25 protein-coding genes and 2 pseudogenes are annotated in these 14,383 nt (G+C 41.0%); 14 read left to right on the top strand and 13 right to left on the bottom strand.

Going from position 1 to position 14,383, the window contains the following annotated elements; translation table 11 throughout:
* Positions 1 to 7 precede the first annotated feature (7 nt).
* The 12 genes and pseudogenes from F3J02_RS01475 to F3J02_RS01420 form a co-directional block, all read right to left on the bottom strand.
* On the bottom strand, positions 8 to 292 hold the full coding sequence (locus F3J02_RS01475) for a hypothetical protein (RefSeq protein ID WP_167247009.1): 285 nt from the start codon (positions 290 to 292) through the stop codon (positions 8 to 10).
* A complete protein-coding gene (locus tag F3J02_RS01470; protein ID WP_167247007.1) occupies positions 292 to 543 on the bottom strand; it encodes a hypothetical protein in 252 nt (83 codons plus the stop codon). The genes F3J02_RS01475 and F3J02_RS01470 overlap by 1 nt, the downstream gene beginning before the upstream one ends.
* Positions 540 to 794: a hypothetical protein gene (locus tag F3J02_RS01465; RefSeq protein WP_167247005.1), complete on the bottom strand. Its 255-nt coding sequence runs from the start codon at positions 792 to 794 to the stop codon at positions 540 to 542. The genes F3J02_RS01470 and F3J02_RS01465 overlap by 4 nt, the downstream gene beginning before the upstream one ends.
* The gene (locus F3J02_RS01460) at positions 791 to 1,216 is read right to left on the bottom strand and encodes a hypothetical protein (RefSeq protein WP_167247004.1); all 426 of its coding nucleotides are present in this window, start codon (positions 1,214 to 1,216) and stop codon (positions 791 to 793) included. The genes F3J02_RS01465 and F3J02_RS01460 overlap by 4 nt, the downstream gene beginning before the upstream one ends.
* The gene (locus F3J02_RS01455) at positions 1,206 to 1,448 is read right to left on the bottom strand and encodes a hypothetical protein (RefSeq protein ID WP_167246557.1); all 243 of its coding nucleotides are present in this window, start codon (positions 1,446 to 1,448) and stop codon (positions 1,206 to 1,208) included. The genes F3J02_RS01460 and F3J02_RS01455 overlap by 11 nt, the downstream gene beginning before the upstream one ends.
* Positions 1,441 to 1,827 carry a hypothetical protein gene (locus F3J02_RS01450; protein ID WP_167247002.1) on the bottom strand — a complete coding sequence of 129 codons (387 nt, stop codon included), beginning with the start codon at positions 1,825 to 1,827 and terminating at the stop codon, positions 1,441 to 1,443. Before F3J02_RS01450 ends, F3J02_RS01455 begins: the two co-directional genes overlap by 8 nt.
* Positions 1,828 to 1,978: 151 nt before the next feature.
* Positions 1,979 to 2,386 (bottom strand): hypothetical protein, encoded by a 408-nt coding sequence (locus F3J02_RS01445; RefSeq protein ID WP_216076258.1) that lies wholly within the window; start codon positions 2,384 to 2,386, stop codon positions 1,979 to 1,981.
* Positions 2,387 to 2,811: 425 nt separating this feature from the next.
* Positions 2,812 to 3,471 (bottom strand): annotated as a pseudogene (locus F3J02_RS18780) (DNA cytosine methyltransferase); the annotation flags it as partial.
* Positions 3,472 to 3,494: 23 nt separating this feature from the next.
* Positions 3,495 to 4,334, bottom strand: a complete 840-nt coding sequence (locus tag F3J02_RS01435; RefSeq protein ID WP_167246998.1) for a hypothetical protein — start codon at positions 4,332 to 4,334, stop codon at positions 3,495 to 3,497.
* Positions 4,327 to 5,226, bottom strand: coding sequence for a hypothetical protein (locus F3J02_RS01430; protein WP_228284311.1), 900 nt, complete (start codon positions 5,224 to 5,226; stop codon positions 4,327 to 4,329). The genes F3J02_RS01435 and F3J02_RS01430 overlap by 8 nt, the downstream gene beginning before the upstream one ends.
* 126 nt (positions 5,227 to 5,352) lie before the next feature.
* A complete protein-coding gene (locus F3J02_RS01425; protein WP_167246996.1) occupies positions 5,353 to 5,619 on the bottom strand; it encodes a hypothetical protein in 267 nt (88 codons plus the stop codon).
* A 10-nt stretch (positions 5,620 to 5,629) separates the two neighbouring features.
* Entirely contained in the window at positions 5,630 to 5,860 is a 231-nt protein-coding gene (locus tag F3J02_RS01420; protein ID WP_167246994.1) for a helix-turn-helix domain-containing protein, read from the bottom strand.
* 123 nt (positions 5,861 to 5,983) lie between these two features.
* On the opposite strand from F3J02_RS01420, the gene F3J02_RS01415 reads away from it, so the two are divergent.
* From F3J02_RS01415 to F3J02_RS01365, 11 genes are all read left to right on the top strand, one after another.
* Complete coding sequence (locus F3J02_RS01415; protein WP_167246992.1) at positions 5,984 to 6,730, top strand: XRE family transcriptional regulator; 747 nt, start codon at positions 5,984 to 5,986, stop codon at positions 6,728 to 6,730.
* Between the two features lie 583 nt (positions 6,731 to 7,313).
* A complete protein-coding gene (locus tag F3J02_RS01410; protein ID WP_228284310.1) occupies positions 7,314 to 7,709 on the top strand; it encodes a hypothetical protein in 396 nt (131 codons plus the stop codon).
* 134 nt (positions 7,710 to 7,843) lie between these two features.
* Positions 7,844 to 8,455, top strand: a complete 612-nt coding sequence (locus F3J02_RS01405) for a hypothetical protein (RefSeq protein ID WP_167246988.1) — start codon at positions 7,844 to 7,846, stop codon at positions 8,453 to 8,455.
* Positions 8,452 to 8,649, top strand: coding sequence for a hypothetical protein (locus F3J02_RS01400; RefSeq protein ID WP_167246986.1), 198 nt, complete (start codon positions 8,452 to 8,454; stop codon positions 8,647 to 8,649). Before F3J02_RS01405 ends, F3J02_RS01400 begins: the two co-directional genes overlap by 4 nt.
* Positions 8,646 to 8,828, top strand: a complete 183-nt coding sequence (locus F3J02_RS01395) for a hypothetical protein (protein WP_167246984.1) — start codon at positions 8,646 to 8,648, stop codon at positions 8,826 to 8,828. The genes F3J02_RS01400 and F3J02_RS01395 overlap by 4 nt, the downstream gene beginning before the upstream one ends.
* Positions 8,829 to 8,837: 9 nt before the next feature.
* Complete coding sequence (locus F3J02_RS01390) at positions 8,838 to 9,551, top strand: ERF family protein (protein ID WP_151742765.1); 714 nt, start codon at positions 8,838 to 8,840, stop codon at positions 9,549 to 9,551.
* The gene (locus F3J02_RS01385; RefSeq protein ID WP_167246982.1) at positions 9,538 to 10,149 is read left to right on the top strand and encodes a lambda exonuclease family protein; all 612 of its coding nucleotides are present in this window, start codon (positions 9,538 to 9,540) and stop codon (positions 10,147 to 10,149) included. The genes F3J02_RS01390 and F3J02_RS01385 overlap by 14 nt, the downstream gene beginning before the upstream one ends.
* Positions 10,146 to 10,409, top strand: a complete 264-nt coding sequence (locus F3J02_RS01380) for a hypothetical protein (RefSeq protein WP_167246980.1) — start codon at positions 10,146 to 10,148, stop codon at positions 10,407 to 10,409. Before F3J02_RS01385 ends, F3J02_RS01380 begins: the two co-directional genes overlap by 4 nt.
* A gap of 9 nt (positions 10,410 to 10,418) precedes the next feature.
* Positions 10,419 to 10,883, top strand: coding sequence for a hypothetical protein (locus F3J02_RS01375; RefSeq protein WP_167246978.1), 465 nt, complete (start codon positions 10,419 to 10,421; stop codon positions 10,881 to 10,883).
* On the top strand, positions 10,880 to 11,368 hold the full coding sequence (locus tag F3J02_RS01370) for a class I SAM-dependent methyltransferase (RefSeq protein ID WP_167246976.1): 489 nt from the start codon (positions 10,880 to 10,882) through the stop codon (positions 11,366 to 11,368). Before F3J02_RS01375 ends, F3J02_RS01370 begins: the two co-directional genes overlap by 4 nt.
* A gap of 2 nt (positions 11,369 to 11,370) precedes the next feature.
* Positions 11,371 to 11,661 carry a DNA-binding protein gene (locus F3J02_RS01365; protein WP_167246974.1) on the top strand — a complete coding sequence of 97 codons (291 nt, stop codon included), beginning with the start codon at positions 11,371 to 11,373 and terminating at the stop codon, positions 11,659 to 11,661.
* Here F3J02_RS01365 and F3J02_RS01360 read toward each other — a convergent pair.
* The gene (locus F3J02_RS01360) at positions 11,658 to 12,677 is read right to left on the bottom strand and encodes a site-specific integrase (RefSeq protein WP_167246972.1); all 1,020 of its coding nucleotides are present in this window, start codon (positions 12,675 to 12,677) and stop codon (positions 11,658 to 11,660) included. The genes F3J02_RS01365 and F3J02_RS01360 overlap by 4 nt on opposite strands.
* A 195-nt stretch (positions 12,678 to 12,872) precedes the next feature.
* On the opposite strand from F3J02_RS01360, the pseudogene F3J02_RS01355 reads away from it, so the two are divergent.
* The 3 genes and pseudogenes from F3J02_RS01355 to F3J02_RS01345 all read left to right on the top strand — a co-directional run.
* Positions 12,873 to 13,445, top strand: a pseudogene (locus tag F3J02_RS01355) (DMT family transporter); the annotation flags it as partial.
* A gap of 86 nt (positions 13,446 to 13,531) precedes the next feature.
* Positions 13,532 to 13,891: an ArsR/SmtB family transcription factor gene (locus tag F3J02_RS01350; RefSeq protein ID WP_167246970.1), complete on the top strand. Its 360-nt coding sequence runs from the start codon at positions 13,532 to 13,534 to the stop codon at positions 13,889 to 13,891.
* Entirely contained in the window at positions 13,869 to 14,339 is a 471-nt protein-coding gene (locus tag F3J02_RS01345; RefSeq protein WP_167246968.1) for an SRPBCC family protein, read from the top strand. Before F3J02_RS01350 ends, F3J02_RS01345 begins: the two co-directional genes overlap by 23 nt.
* Positions 14,340 to 14,383 lie beyond the last annotated feature (44 nt).

Genomic DNA, 14,383 nt, shown 5'->3' with positions numbered 1-14,383 from the left:
CGTCACCTCAATTCTTACTTATTAATTTTATTGCTTGGTCAATGTTCTCTAAGACATGCACTTGACCGCACCATGACTCATGCCAAACCACTTGGTCTTCTGTAAGCTTTCTTTTCGACTTCACTTTCTGACCATCTTTAATTTCTAACAACCAGTTCACACCACGGAAACCGACAAGCAGATCTGGACAACCTTTACCAGTTGAAGCAAGCGACTGAACACTTGCCCCAACCTGACGTAGTGCCTTTACAATCTCTGTTTGATTCGCATCGATCTTTGCTGCTCTACGCATTATTTAAGAAGCTCCCGTAATTGCTGTTGAGCGTACTCAATCCCATCAGCAAAACCTTGGGAGTGCATATCTGCTGTTGTTTTCCATTCATCCCATTTTTGATCAGAGATTTCATCTAAGTGCTTTTCTACTTTGATTAGCTTTTGCTTGAGATGCTTATTCACATCCTTTGCAACTGTTGGTGTATAACCACCACGTCTTGCATTCTTGATCTGTTTGGCTTGGTTTTGAGCCTCTTTGAATGTGGTCATGGCAGCACCTCAAAGTACTTGTTGAACAACTTATCGTTATGTGCAACGTGAACAAGAGTTAATGGTGAATCTGTCTTGTACAGATAGTCACCTAGATCTATTCCCTGATTCCCAACAAACCCAGACAATACAAAGTCTTCGCCTTGCATATATACTTTTGAATCAGTTCCTTTTAGAAAATCGTTTAGCTCTTCTGTAATTCCATTAAACTGCATCGCTTCATACTCTTGCGGGATCGTTCTAAGCTTCATTCCCCACCACCCTTGAGCGCTTGCTCTAACTCTTTGACACACATATCAATCATTTCGGCTTCTGCCAAAGCTACATAATCACTAAGAATGTTCCACCGATGATGTAATGCTTCCGACTTCTCTTTTAACTCAGTCAATGTGTCATGTGCCACATCCACCCTCTTTTGCAGTTCATCACGCTCAAAAATCACATCTCTAGCTAATGATGCATGTCTTATGTCGGATAGCTTTGCCTTTGAGTATTCCAGCTTCAGCTCATCCACCTCGGTCTGGCGGTGTTGCCAACCAGCATCAAAACCCTTCCTAACCCACGACTTAAGGACTGCTCCTGTCATAGTCCCAATTGATATAATTCCACCGTATTTTTTGAAGTACCATTCGTTGAAAATCTTAGTTTCACTTCTCATCACTTCACCTTTCATATTTCTTACAATTTGGAGATGTGTCACAGTCTCTTAATTCTTCTAAGTCAATTCGGTGGCCTGCTGCGATTTCTTGCTCTGTTGCCAACCGCATATGTGGGAAAAAAACATATAATTCGTTTCCACTTTTTATATCTAGAACAATGTTGTCATACTCATCCCTAACCCTAAAAAGAGTTGGTTTATATTTCTTTTTGTCGCAGTAAACAATGTGAAAACCAACCTTAAACATGCCCACCTCCAATTTCCTCGTAGTCTGCGATGGCTTTCTCTAAAGTATCGATATACAAGCAACCCATACCCATAGATCCTTTAATCTCTACTGGAATAGACATTGTTTGGTAGCCATGTTCGTGTGCTTGTTTTACTTGAGTTTTGGCTTGTGAGATTCCACCAACTTTGCCAACCAAATCCACGCTCTCAACTAGACGCTTGAGGCTAGAAACATTCACAAGTAGATTGCTTGGCTTAAACCGAGTTGAATACTTTTGATCTTTAGCTCTGTAGCAAAGTGATGCTGTTTCTGTGCCTGTGTATGTCACTGGCGCACCCTCAACAACTTCCCTCGCCTTCTCAACACCGTGCTGCTGAATGAATTTGATCGCGTTCATTGGCTTTGCTCCAAACAGTACTGGATTGCCTGTTCGATGGAGATAAAATCAAGACCTCCAATCCATATATACAAACCATCACCAGCTACGATTTTTATTACAAAGCCATTGCAATGGATGCAGTCACCTTCGAAAATAACTTCTGTTTTTATCATCGCCCTTCTCCGTCACGCTTGGTCATGTTCTTATTACTCATTCTTATCGCTGCCTTAGAACGATTGCATTCAACACAGCTATTCGTTGAAACAAACTTATTGCTGCTACCACAGCTCTTACATTTGCATCCTGTGTAATGAATCAACCCTTTTGATCTTGCCTCTGCTCTTGCTTTGACAAATGGATTAGCCTTTTGAGCTTTTGCTATAGCAACTGAGTTCGACATAACTTGTCGCATTGCATCTTGAGGTGACTTGCTTTTGTCTCGATTGTTAAACTTTTTGCTTAGTGCACCTTCACCATTGGCTAACGATTTAATCTGATTTCCCTCAGCTAACCACTGTTCAACCTGTGCGCTGTAATCTGGCTTGATGTACATGTTTGGTGATATTGGTTCGTTCATTAAACACCCCCTAAGATTCTGAATGCGCTTTTAGCCACGACTGGAACCTGTCCATTTCCAATGGCTTTAAGTCTGTCCACCCGATTGGCCACCCCATTAGCCACTCGACCCAATCTGGATTTAATGCCCCAGATGTTTCCGACACACTCATAGAAAGTCCGATCTGTTTCCCCTTCTGGATTCTCCGCTGGATCACAGGCGAACCAAGATTGCCCCTGTCCCTGCAATCTGATGCTTGAGGTGTTGGATAACGCAGCGGAGTTTTTACTTGTTGTGCAAGTGACATTCCCGTCATATTTGCAGTTATTGTTCCCCCGCGAGATGAATCGCTCGCTGCGGGAGTTGCCCACATCTTCACAGTTGATTCCAGACAAGGACTCTTGCGATTTCGCTCCGATCGACAATCCTTCCGAGTTGAATCTGAAGCTTTGGGGGTTGGGTAAATTCGACATTCCGCTGGATCTTGACCCACTCGCCCCTTTTTCCATCCATTGACTGCTTTCGTTAGTGTCAGATGTGAACCTGGTGTGTGAGCTCCGCCCCGTTCCTGACTGCATGGAGTGGGCAACAATCCAGATTCTGTCACGTTGATGGGGCGCTCCAAGGTTAGATGCTGATAAACGTGTCCATTCTGCGTCATACCCCATTTTGGCAAGGTCACTGATGACTCTTGTAAGTCCTCTGGAAATAAGCATTGGTGAGTTCTCCACGAAAACGACTCTAGGTCGTACTTCACTGATAATTCGTGCCATTTCTGCCCAGAGACCTGAACGTTCTCCATCGATCCCTGCTCCCTTTCCTGCGCTGCTGATGTCTTGGCATGGAAATCCGCCAGATATGACATCAATAATTCCTCGCCATGGTTTTCCGTCAAAAGTTGTAATGTCAGACCAAATTGGGAAAGCTTTGAGAATTCCATCATTTTGTCGTTGCGCCAAAACTTGTGCTGCGTAGGCATCACGTTCAACTGCGCAGACTGTGTTCCATCCCAAGAGATGCGTTCCGAGTATTCCGCCACCAGCGCCTGCGAAAAGAGCCAACTCATTTAAGCCACCTTTATTTTTTAATTCTTCACACCAATCCACAGTTTGATTATCTAGAGGATGTTTCACGCTGCACCTCTCAACGCCATAGGCAAGGCTTTACCCTCTGCTTTTAGGCTTTCGATATATTGTTCTTTTTGGTCAAACGGATCAGGCCAATACTGAGAATCCTCTTTGAGTTCCCAAGGTTGAACCTCTTTGATTTCATCAGACATTTTGTTCACTGGCGCTTTGAGCTTTAGCTTTTCACGCAATTCTGCAATGGCCTTTTGAGCTGTAGTTTTATATCTGTCTACATCAGCCTGTTGTTCTGCTTTGGTTTGCTTATGCTCAAGTTGTATTTGAGTTTCTGGACCAGATAAGAACCCTGCCACTTCAGCCTGTTTGATTGCACTGATACGCTGATCAGGATCAACACCCAAGCTCACGTTGTAGACTGGTTTTAAGCCTTGGTCCTTTGCTTCTGTGACTAAACGCTCATAGATCGAAACAAAGATCTTCTTAGCTTCAGCTAATTGGAACTTATCACCGGTTGCAACCAAGTCAGCACACTTCTCAAAAGCTTTTGCCGCTTGCTCAGTCCAGATCACAGTCAACTCACGGCCCGTGCCATATTCGATTGATTCCTTCGCAATGGCCCACGCTTCATGAGCATCTAACCAAGCATCAGCTTTAGGCTCACACCATGCTCTGAACTCAGGGATTGATGGACAGAAGCTAGATTTCATCATCTTGGCTACACCGCGTTTGAAATCTTCTGCACCTAAGCCTTTAAAACACTCAACCATTGATTCAGCGATATCTTTAGGATCGACACCAGACCACTGATCAGCGAATTTCTTACCGTAGTAAGCACGCATCTTGGTGATCAAACGGATAGCATCCTCTTGGGTGAACTCACGCATGACCCACCCCCTCAATCAGAATTGACTTTTTTGGTGAGACATCCACGAACTGTGGTCCACCGTTTAAGAACTCATCCCACTTCGCTTGTTCATTCGCTGTTTGTTGAGCAGATGATTGATATCCACTGTTCCAGTTCTGTTGTGGCTGCTGGTCTTTCAAGTACCAATCAGCTTTAAAGCCTTGGTAGCCCTTCTTAGCTGTCCATTGAACTGCTGTAGCCAAAGTGATGTTTGCTTTGGTTGCTTGCTCAATTAGGTTTTCAAGAACTGAATCTGTTAGTGGTGCGCCTTTACGATTAACCATCCAGTCATGTGCATATTTCTCATCACAACCAAGTTCTACAAGTCGATTGATGCCAGCTTGTTTTTTAGTTATGCGTTTTGCCTTAGGTTCTGACTTAACCTTAGGTGCATTCTCTGAATCACCTAATGATGGATATACAGAGGGATATTGATGGATATGAGGGATAGTGTGAACCTCGCTCACTAGTTTTTGCGCCAAGTTCACTGGTTTTGGAGAGAGGTTCACTGGTAGTTGTGAACCTAGTTCACTGGTGAGACTGTCACACTGGTGAACCTCGCTCACTGGTTTTGATTGTTTTTTAGGCGAATACTTAACAGAAGAATTAAAGTTTTGTGCATTAACTGAGTAGTGGTTTTGTCTACCTGCGCCACCTGATACAGATAAAATTCCACAATCTTTTAAGTACGAAACGCATTCAGCAATAGTTTTATTACTCAAGCCAGTTTCTTTTATCAAACGTGAAGTAGGCGCATACCAACCAGTTTGGCCATTGTCATCTGCAATATCGGCTATCACCCAAAGTAAGTGCTTTGGTGTGCTATGAATTGGTAATTCACGGATTTCATTTACAATCTTGTTACTCATCATGTCCCTCACCCTGTGCACTCCTCGGGTGCTTCACCTGTCTGGAATGATGTGTTAGTATTTCTTTGTTCATTCGATTCGACTCCTATGAATGTGACCGCTACCCTGTTCCCGCAGGAAAGCGGTTTTTTATTGCCCTTGATTCCCTGTAATCCCTTCCAATCCCTCAGCAAAAATTACTTCTGTTGAAAGATCCCGCATCAAAGCTCCTAATCCCAAGCGCTCAAATGATTTTGCTTGTAAATTAAGTACATGCCACTCACCTGCTATTTCCTTCTCAAGGAGATATGCAAGATATTGAGCAAGGTCTTTACCTTTAATTTCAGCCAGAACTTTTGCTCGTTCATGGTTTTCAGGAGATAAACGCACATGCGTCGATTTTTTTTCGAGACTCATTTGAGTGTCCTTAAGCCACTAAGTGTTTTGGATTTGCTTTGTCTAGTAACCATGCTTGAGTCACCTTTCCATTGCTGTGATCAGCAAAAATCTGGGCGTAATTTGTTTCACCTGTGTAGTCTGTTCTTGGTAAAACACCCTTCTCTGCCATTTTTCGCACTGCTACATAGGAAATACCTAGCAAGGCTGCTGCTGAGGTTCGCCCACCAACAGCATCAATTGCTTGTTGAATAGGATTCATATTTAAACCTTATTTATACCACTTTGATATTTTAATTAAACCATGAGTTAAAATTAATTTCAACCTATGGTTGCTTTCATTTTTATATTTTTTATACGAAAATTTAACCAAAGGTTTCAAGTAATGACAGTTATGAGCACAATGGTTGAGCGCATTCAGGAAGCCCTGAAGAACAAGAAGTTATCGTGGTCAAAAGCTGCCACTTTAATTGGCAAGACACCACAAGCCCCTTCCAAGTGGAAGAAGGGTCAAATTAGCAAAGAGACTTTAGATGATTTAGCAACCCTTCTGGAGGTTGATGCTGGATGGTTACTCAATGGTAAAAAATCTGAGAAGATTAATAACTTCAACATGCAGCAATTCATGGATAATCATGGTTTAACAAAGAAAGAAGATGTCTCTTTTGATTTGAACGATATTCATAAACCTACTGTTATCGATTATGAAACTGAAAATGGATTTATTTGGATAGATGTTGTGGAAGCTAATTTTTCTTGCGGAACTGGTGAATCAATAGAGTTTCACTTTGATGTTATTAATGGAAAGTTCCCCTTCCCACCTTCATTTTTTCAGAGAAAATATGTTGATCCTAAATGCATGAGAATCATTAAAGCGAAGGGAGACAGCATGTCTGATTTCATTCATGATCAAGACCTTGTTGGAATTGATATCTCTCAAACTGAAATCATAGATGGTGAAATATATGCGGTCTACTTTGAGGGTGAAGGTATGATCAAGCAAATATTCAAGGAAGAAGGAGGAAAACTAGTACTTCATAGTTTGAATCCTAAATATCGTGATCGAGAAGTAACTGAGCAGAATGGTTTGAACTTTAGAGTAATGGGGCGTCAATTTTGGCGGGCAGGTTAAAAGCAATAGGTGATAAATGAATCAATGGATAAAACAATGGTGGCAAGGTAAATATATTAATCCACCAGAGCCTAGGATGCATGATTCTTGGGTGGTTATGGATGGGTATTATGAGAGACATTGGACTTCTAAAGTTGCCCATAAAGTTGTTCAATTTTATATTGAACACTGGAAGTTTATATGGGGCTCATTAGTTGCGATCTTTTGTGCGAGTCTTAAGTTTCTTTGATAGCTCATAAACTCCTAAACCAAAAAAGAAGCCAGATACCCATACCCCATAAACCACTACTGAACTTATTGAGTATTGCTCTGATAAACATATCAAAGATATCGCCACACAAAACAAAAAAATAATATGGATTACTTTCATAGACACCTCTCCCACCATGTGTGGGTTTTATTTTGCCTATTAAATCACAATTAAACCTAGGTTTAAATTTATTTTCACCAAAGGTTTAATTTATACTTGCTTTTATTTTATACCTTTGGTTTAATATATTCATTCCTTACATAAAAAAGCACGCCAGACCTTCGAAATCATGCGTGCTTTTACTCAAAGAGCGAGATAAGTATGAACATAAAAATGAACGTAGTCAAACCAATGTGCACAGCACTTGGAGTGATGGGAATGCTAACAGCAGCTTATGCATTTAGCCCTGCGAAAGAACAACAAGTAGCTCCAGTAGTTGAGCAGATCGAAGTAATTGCCCCATTCAAACTTGAATCAATCAACGTTAAGACAAGCAAAGCCGCTGTAGAGACTCTAAACGAGCAATACGTTGTTGAGTTTGAGTATGTTGCTGACTTCTCTACACACAGAAATAGCGTTGGTTATAGCTGGAATGAAGTTGAAGTCAAAGAGATTAAAGAACCTCGTATCTATGACGAAAACGGTGAAGTAGCGAACTACTACTTAAGCACTGACAGCGTTCAAGAGATCGTCCAAGTAATCGAACAAGAACTAAGAGAGCGCGGATAAGCGCTCCATGGAGATAAAAATGATCGACCAACAAAAATCAATCAAAGCCTTAATGGTTGTGTTTTTCCTAGCGTTTATTGCAGCTCTAATCGTGCTGTACCGATATATCTGCCCTGCTGTGATGGGAGTTTGAGATGAATAACTACAAAATCAAAGTGAATGGACCAGACAATAGTGCAGAAATCCAAGATCTATTTTTTGAGCTGGGATATGTTTGGGTGTGTTCTAAGAAAGACATCACAAATCTGGACGCTACATATATTTATGCGAAAGATGGAGTTTTAACAGCTGGGTTTAACGATCTTAATTTTGCAGAAGCTGGTCACCAAGAACTCACCCTCCCTCAGCTTCGAGACCTTGTTGCTCAAAGCAAGAATGAACAAGGCCTGATTAGTGGGGCTGATGCGTTACGAGCTTTGGCGGATGGGAAAGAGGTTGAGTGTAAGAACAAGGTGAGTCTTGATTGGTTTAGCTGCTTATCTTTGAGTGTTGCTGAACTTGTAGATGGGTCATGTAATTACAGAATCAAACCCCGCACCATAAAGCTTGAGCTAGAGATTCCTGAGCCTTTTGAGCCGAGAGAACGCGAGCGTTATTGGTTTATTGATAGCTGCTCTGAGTGTGGTTATAGCTCTGCTATTTATCACGATGTATTAGAAGATGCGCAATTGATGCAATACGGTGCTTATCAATCTGAGCAAGATGTTATTGCTGTTCGTGATGCGCTGAGGGGGATTAAGGGATGACATTCGAAGATTTTAAAAAGTTAAGAGTTCAGCACTCAATCTGCGAAGTCATAGACATTCTTGAAGCTGTTGAACATGCGGATGAAGATGATTGGGCTGAGATCATTGAAGCTGCTCTAAAAAAGTTGAAGTTTTTAGACATGAATATCTCAGCAAATGATGCTCTAAAAGTTTTGAAGGAGCCACAACAATGAACGCTCAATCATACATCAAAGAGTTGTCACAGAAAGATTTCAACTCACTTGAACAAGTAGTCGAGTTCGCTTTTCAGTTCAATGTGATCAGCTCTCAAGAATACCGTGAATGGCAAGAGACTATCAGAAATGTCGAAGCCAAAAAAACAGAACAACTTTTAAAAGTTTTAGTGGCTTAGGAGAAGGTTATGAACGCGCCAATGGTTCAACATGAACAAGAAAACCAGTTGTTTGGATTGGTCGAAAAAGTACTAAGCAGCCCTACTCCTGACATGGCTGTAATTGAAAAGATGCTAGACATGCAAGAGCGTGTCTTAGCCAAGCAAGCTGAAATGGCATTTAACCGTGACTTTGCAATGATGGCTCAAGAGATTCCAGTGATTGCTGAGACTTCGAACGGTCACAACATCACTTATGCTGCACTTGAAACGATTGATGCTGTTGTCCGACCTATCCTTTCAAAATATGGCTTTGCTACTTCATTCCGTGTTGAGCATCCAGAGCAAAACAAAGTCAAAGTAACTTGTGTTTTGATGCACAAAGATGGTCATCGTGAAAGCACAAGCATGGAATTGGGTGCAGACACTTCTGGATCTAAAAATGCAGTTCAAGCTCTTGGTTCAAGTGTCAGTTATGGCAAGCGTTACACCCTATGTGCAATGCTCAACATCACTACAGCCAAAGAAGATGACAATGGTTTTGCAGCTAAGCCATTCTGCCCTTTAACAAATGAACAGGTGCAGATGCTTACTGGCCTTCATAGTCGTTTGGATAACTTCCAACAGCAGCTTTTCTTTGAACAATTCGGCTCTATTGAGCATATCAACAAGTCTTTGTTTGCCAAGGCTCAAGCAGCATTGAACAAACTCCTGAAACAAGGAAATGGCAATGCAAATACTTAACTGTGAGCAAGGCTCAGAGGAATGGTTACAAGCAAGAGCGGGTTTAATCACCTGCTCAGAGCTTGAGTCGGTTTTCTCTAAAGGTAAAGGCAAAGATGTTTTTGGCAAGGCTGCAATCACTTATATGTATGAGCTGATTGGTGAGCAGATCACCGGCGAACCTAAAGAGAGCTTTTCGGGCTTTCATACAGAGCGCGGTCATGCCCATGAGCCAGTAGCGATTGAGCTTTACCAACTGCAGCATGATGTTGAGATTCAGAATTGCGGATTCATCATTGGTGAAAAGATTGGCTACAGCCCAGACGGTTTAATTGGCTCAGACGGTTTGACAGAAATCAAATCAAAACTGCCAAAGCTTCAGGCTCAAATATTATATGAGCGTGAAATCCCAAGTGAACACTATATGCAGTGCATGGGTGGCTTGTGGACCGCAGAACGCGAATGGATCGACTTCATTAGCTACTGCCCTTCAATGCCTATTTTTATTAAACGGTTGTATCGAGATGAGAAAGTTATTCAGGAAATAGATGATCGAGTTGATCTATTCCTAAATGAACTTGAAAGAAGAAAACAGATAATTATTGAGGTGGCAGCGTGAAAAATATTGAACTACAAAACTTTGAAGGAACTGCTGACAAAGTTGGCGAGCAAGTATTTAAACAATTAATTGCGCCGATGCTTGATGAAATGAGGGCTACGGATCCCGACTCAGCAAAGCTGTTCGCATTTTCGATTTTATGGTTAGGCCTTGCGTCATATGCCAATCAGTTTGAACCAGATGGAGCCAAGAAAAGTATTCAATTTACCGTTGAACAGTTCATGACAACTTTCGACAAATTCAATAAAAGACCAAGTTGAGGTGGCAGCATGAATATTCAAAAAGAACGAGAGGCTTTTGAAACACTTCAGAATCCAATAGCTTTTGAACGTATTGCATATATAGAAGAAGCAAACCTGTACACAATGAAGAATGAGTTCAGAAATGATCTATTCACAATGACGAAGTGCAATGAGCTCAATTTCGGTTGGAAGATGTATCAGGAATCAGCAAAACGTGCCGAAGAAAAGCTTGAAGGCTGCGTGGTGGTGCCAACAACCCCAAGCTATGAAATGTGGTCGGGTATTGCAAGGCACTTGGGGCGTTATATGCAAATGCACGACCGCTATTGTCCCAAAACACTCAAGAAGTATTTCGATCGTTTTATAGGTGATATTCCTGAATGGTTGAACAAAGAGGTAAAAGACTGGGATTCCGATCATGCATTTGCTACTGCTGATTTGCCAGCCTTTATATATATGTCAATGGTAGAAGCAGCAAGGGGCGAAAAATGAACACTAAAGTTTTAGACCCATGCTGCGGCTCACGAATGATGTGGTTTGATCGTCAAAATCCTTTGGCAACGTTCGGTGATATCCGTACCGAGCAACATACTCTGTGTGATGGTCGCTCTTTAAATGTGAACCCTGATGTTGAAATTGATTTTCGTGAGATGCCGTTCGAGAGTGGCCAATTCAATTTAGTTGTATTTGACCCACCCCACTTGGTTAAAGCTGGGAAGCAAAGTTGGTTAGCTTTGAAGTATGGCAAGTTAAATGACGACTGGCGCGAAGACATCAAAAAAGGCTTTGCAGAATGTTTTCGAGTGTTGGCCAATGATGGAGTTTTGATTTTCAAATGGAATGAAACACAAATCAAAGTAAATGAAATTTTAGAACTGACAAATCAAAAGCCGCTGTTTGGCCACATCAGTGGTAAACGCAGCAATACACACTGGATTTGTTTTATGAAAGAAGCAAATGCGGATGCGGAGGGGTGAAGATGGGGGCATTTAAATACACTATCACAGTAGAATCTGATACTCCCCCTCAGATTCTACTTGGTCAAAACCTTGGTGGCGCAATCGTCACCAAGCTTGAGCAGGAAAAATATGAACTTGTTAGTGCCTCAGAGTTGGCTAAAACCTATAATTTGAGTGTATCCACCATCAGAGATAAGTTGATTGCTATTAATCAAGGTACTGGCGGAAAGCACATGTATAACCCTGAATTGGCTCGTCAAATCCTAACAAGAAATGAAAGTAATAAACGTGGTAGAAAGAGAGCTAATTAGCTCTCACTACTATTAAACATTTCAACCAAATCCTGAGCATTTGGATTGTAATAAGTGTTGATCAAAATATTAATTGTCTTATGGCCTGTGATCTTAGCCAAAACTTCAACTGGCAACTTTCTATTACGAACCATTCGAGTAATCGCTTCATGCCGCGTGTCATGGAAGTTGATGTGATTTAGCATTGCTTCATCTCTCATGCGGCTCCATGTTCTCTTAAAAGTCTTGACCTTAACTGGAACTAAAATATCATTTTCAATTGGTAACAAAGATAAAAGCCTTTTAGCCTCTTGTGATAATGGCACATTACGAGATTCACCATTTTTTGTTACGGGTAAGTGGATAAAGCCATCTCTTAGATCTCTACGTCTCATAGCAAGAATCTCACCCTGCCTCATTGCGGTTTCTAAAGCAAATAACATTGCCCAGCCTACATAATGTTGAGAATAATGCGGGGCTGTCTCATTATCCCATTTCGATCGTTTAAAAATTTTATCCTGGTCTTCTGGCGTAATACGTTGACTCCTTCCTTTCCCCTTTTCTGGCTTTACCACTAAGCTCCACACATTACTATCAATAAGAAATAACTCTTTTTGAGCATATGTGAAGATCGAAGAGAAGATTGCGAATTCACCTAATGCCGTACTGCTTTGTACTTCAAGTACTCGCTTATTGCGCCAACGAACAATATCGTTAGGCTTGAAGTCATAAATCGACTTTGTGGCCAGTTCACCAGTGATACGCTCTAGGTTGTCTAGTTTATTTCTAATCCAATGACCCGACTTTAGCTTAGAGCCTTTTTCTATATAGTATTTTTCACAAAGCTGTTTAAAAGGTAGAGGTGGCTTAATCCCCTTTTCCTCCTGAGCCTTGCCTGTTTTAAGTTCAAGCAATTTTAGTGCTGCCCACTGCTCGCACTCTTTCTCAGTATCACGAGTGGCACTAATACGTTTACCTTCAAACATCAGTTCAATGCGGTAAGAATTTCCTCGTTTTCGAGGTTTAGGAATCTTCATTTTGTGGCGTAATCTTGGCGTAATTATCTTTTTATTTTAGCTATTTTATTGGTGAAATAAACAAAATAATCATCTTTTCATAAAGTATAGATGATAAAAATGTACCCAAAAGAACAGTTATTATTTAATTAAGTGGCTGTAATATTTCAATATTATTTATCGGTAGTTGTATGGGTTGCGATATTCACAATGATATTATCCCCTATTTTAACCATCTTAGCCATGCGGATATTCTTTCAGGAAAGGCTAAGGAGAATAAATTACTTAGGCGTATCTCTCGCTTTAATCGGCACACTGATCGTCGTGAGCAAAGGTGAACTTTTTGCTGCATTCACTCAATCTTTTGGCACGGGTGAAATGATGATGTGTGGCGCAGTCTTCAGTTGGGTCATTTACACAATCTGCTTTAAGCAGACCCGTGCACCCGCTTTAACCATGACCACTTATTCAGTACTTTGGGGAACATTATTTCTATTCATCAGTCTTATGCCTCAATTTATGCAATTTTCTCTACCGCATATTTCTTTTCGCAGTTGGTTGTCGATTATATTTCTAAGTGCCTTTGGTACTGTACTGACTTTTGTCTGGTATGCCGAGGCGATTCACAGCATTGGCGCATCTCGAACCATCATATTTAATAATTTAGTGCCTGTGTTTGCAGTCTTGCTAGCATTTCTTATTCTGAATGAACCCATCACCTGGTCAATGCTGGTGGGTGGTAATCTAAGTTTCATAGGGGTTATTTTAACCAACAAACAAGAAAAATAGGGCAATAAAAACATCAATAAAAAACTTAGCTAAAAAGCTAAGTTTTTTATTGCAAGGTGAATATTTTTTGTGCAATACTTAGCTTTATGGCTAAGTATGATTCTAAACTCGATTTGTTATTCAGTGCTCTCAGTGATCCAACGCGTAGAGACATTCTAACGCGACTATCTTTTGGGACAGCATCGATTACTGAACTGGCTGAACAACATGATATGGCCCTGCCATCTTTTCTAAAACATTTAAATAAATTAGAGGAAGCAGGACTTATTCATTCAGAAAAAAATGGACGAATCAGAACTTGTGCTCTGACACCCGATGCATTCACCCCCATGCAAAATTGGTTAACTGAGCAACGGGCTATTTGGGAACAAAGACTTAATCAATTTGATCGTTACGCACTCGAATTAAAAAGGAAAAGAGAAAATGAAACTGGATCCAAAAACTGATTTAAAATTAGAAAGAATCATTGATGTGCCGCGTGAACTGGTCTGGGAATGCTGGACCACACCCGAACATATTCAACACTTCTTTATTCCTCGCCCTCACTCAATCAAAGCCTGTGAAATTGATTTAAGAGTGGGTGGAAAATTCAACACCATCTTTGATGTTGATGGCAATGAAATCAAGAATGAAGGTGTTTATCTAGAAGTGATTGATGGCAAAAAATTGGTATTTACCGATACCTATACCGAAGACTGGAAACCTGCTGAAAATCCATTTATGACTGCGATTCTGTTGCTGGAAGATGCAGGCAATGGAGCAACCAAATATACTGCAATTGCCAGACACCGTACTGCTGAAACTCGCCAGCAACACGAAGATATGGGCTTCTTTGAAGGTTGGGGAACAGTGATTGATCAACTGGTTGAGTATGCTAAAGGGCTAAAAGCATAAGCTACAATTTACACATAAAAAAATTCCTCAAAGCCCAATCATTT

The sequence above is a fragment of the Acinetobacter sp. Tr-809 genome (assembly GCF_011753255.1).
GTDB lineage: Bacteria > Pseudomonadota > Gammaproteobacteria > Pseudomonadales > Moraxellaceae > Acinetobacter.
This window is presented reverse-complemented; position numbering and strand designations above follow the sequence as displayed.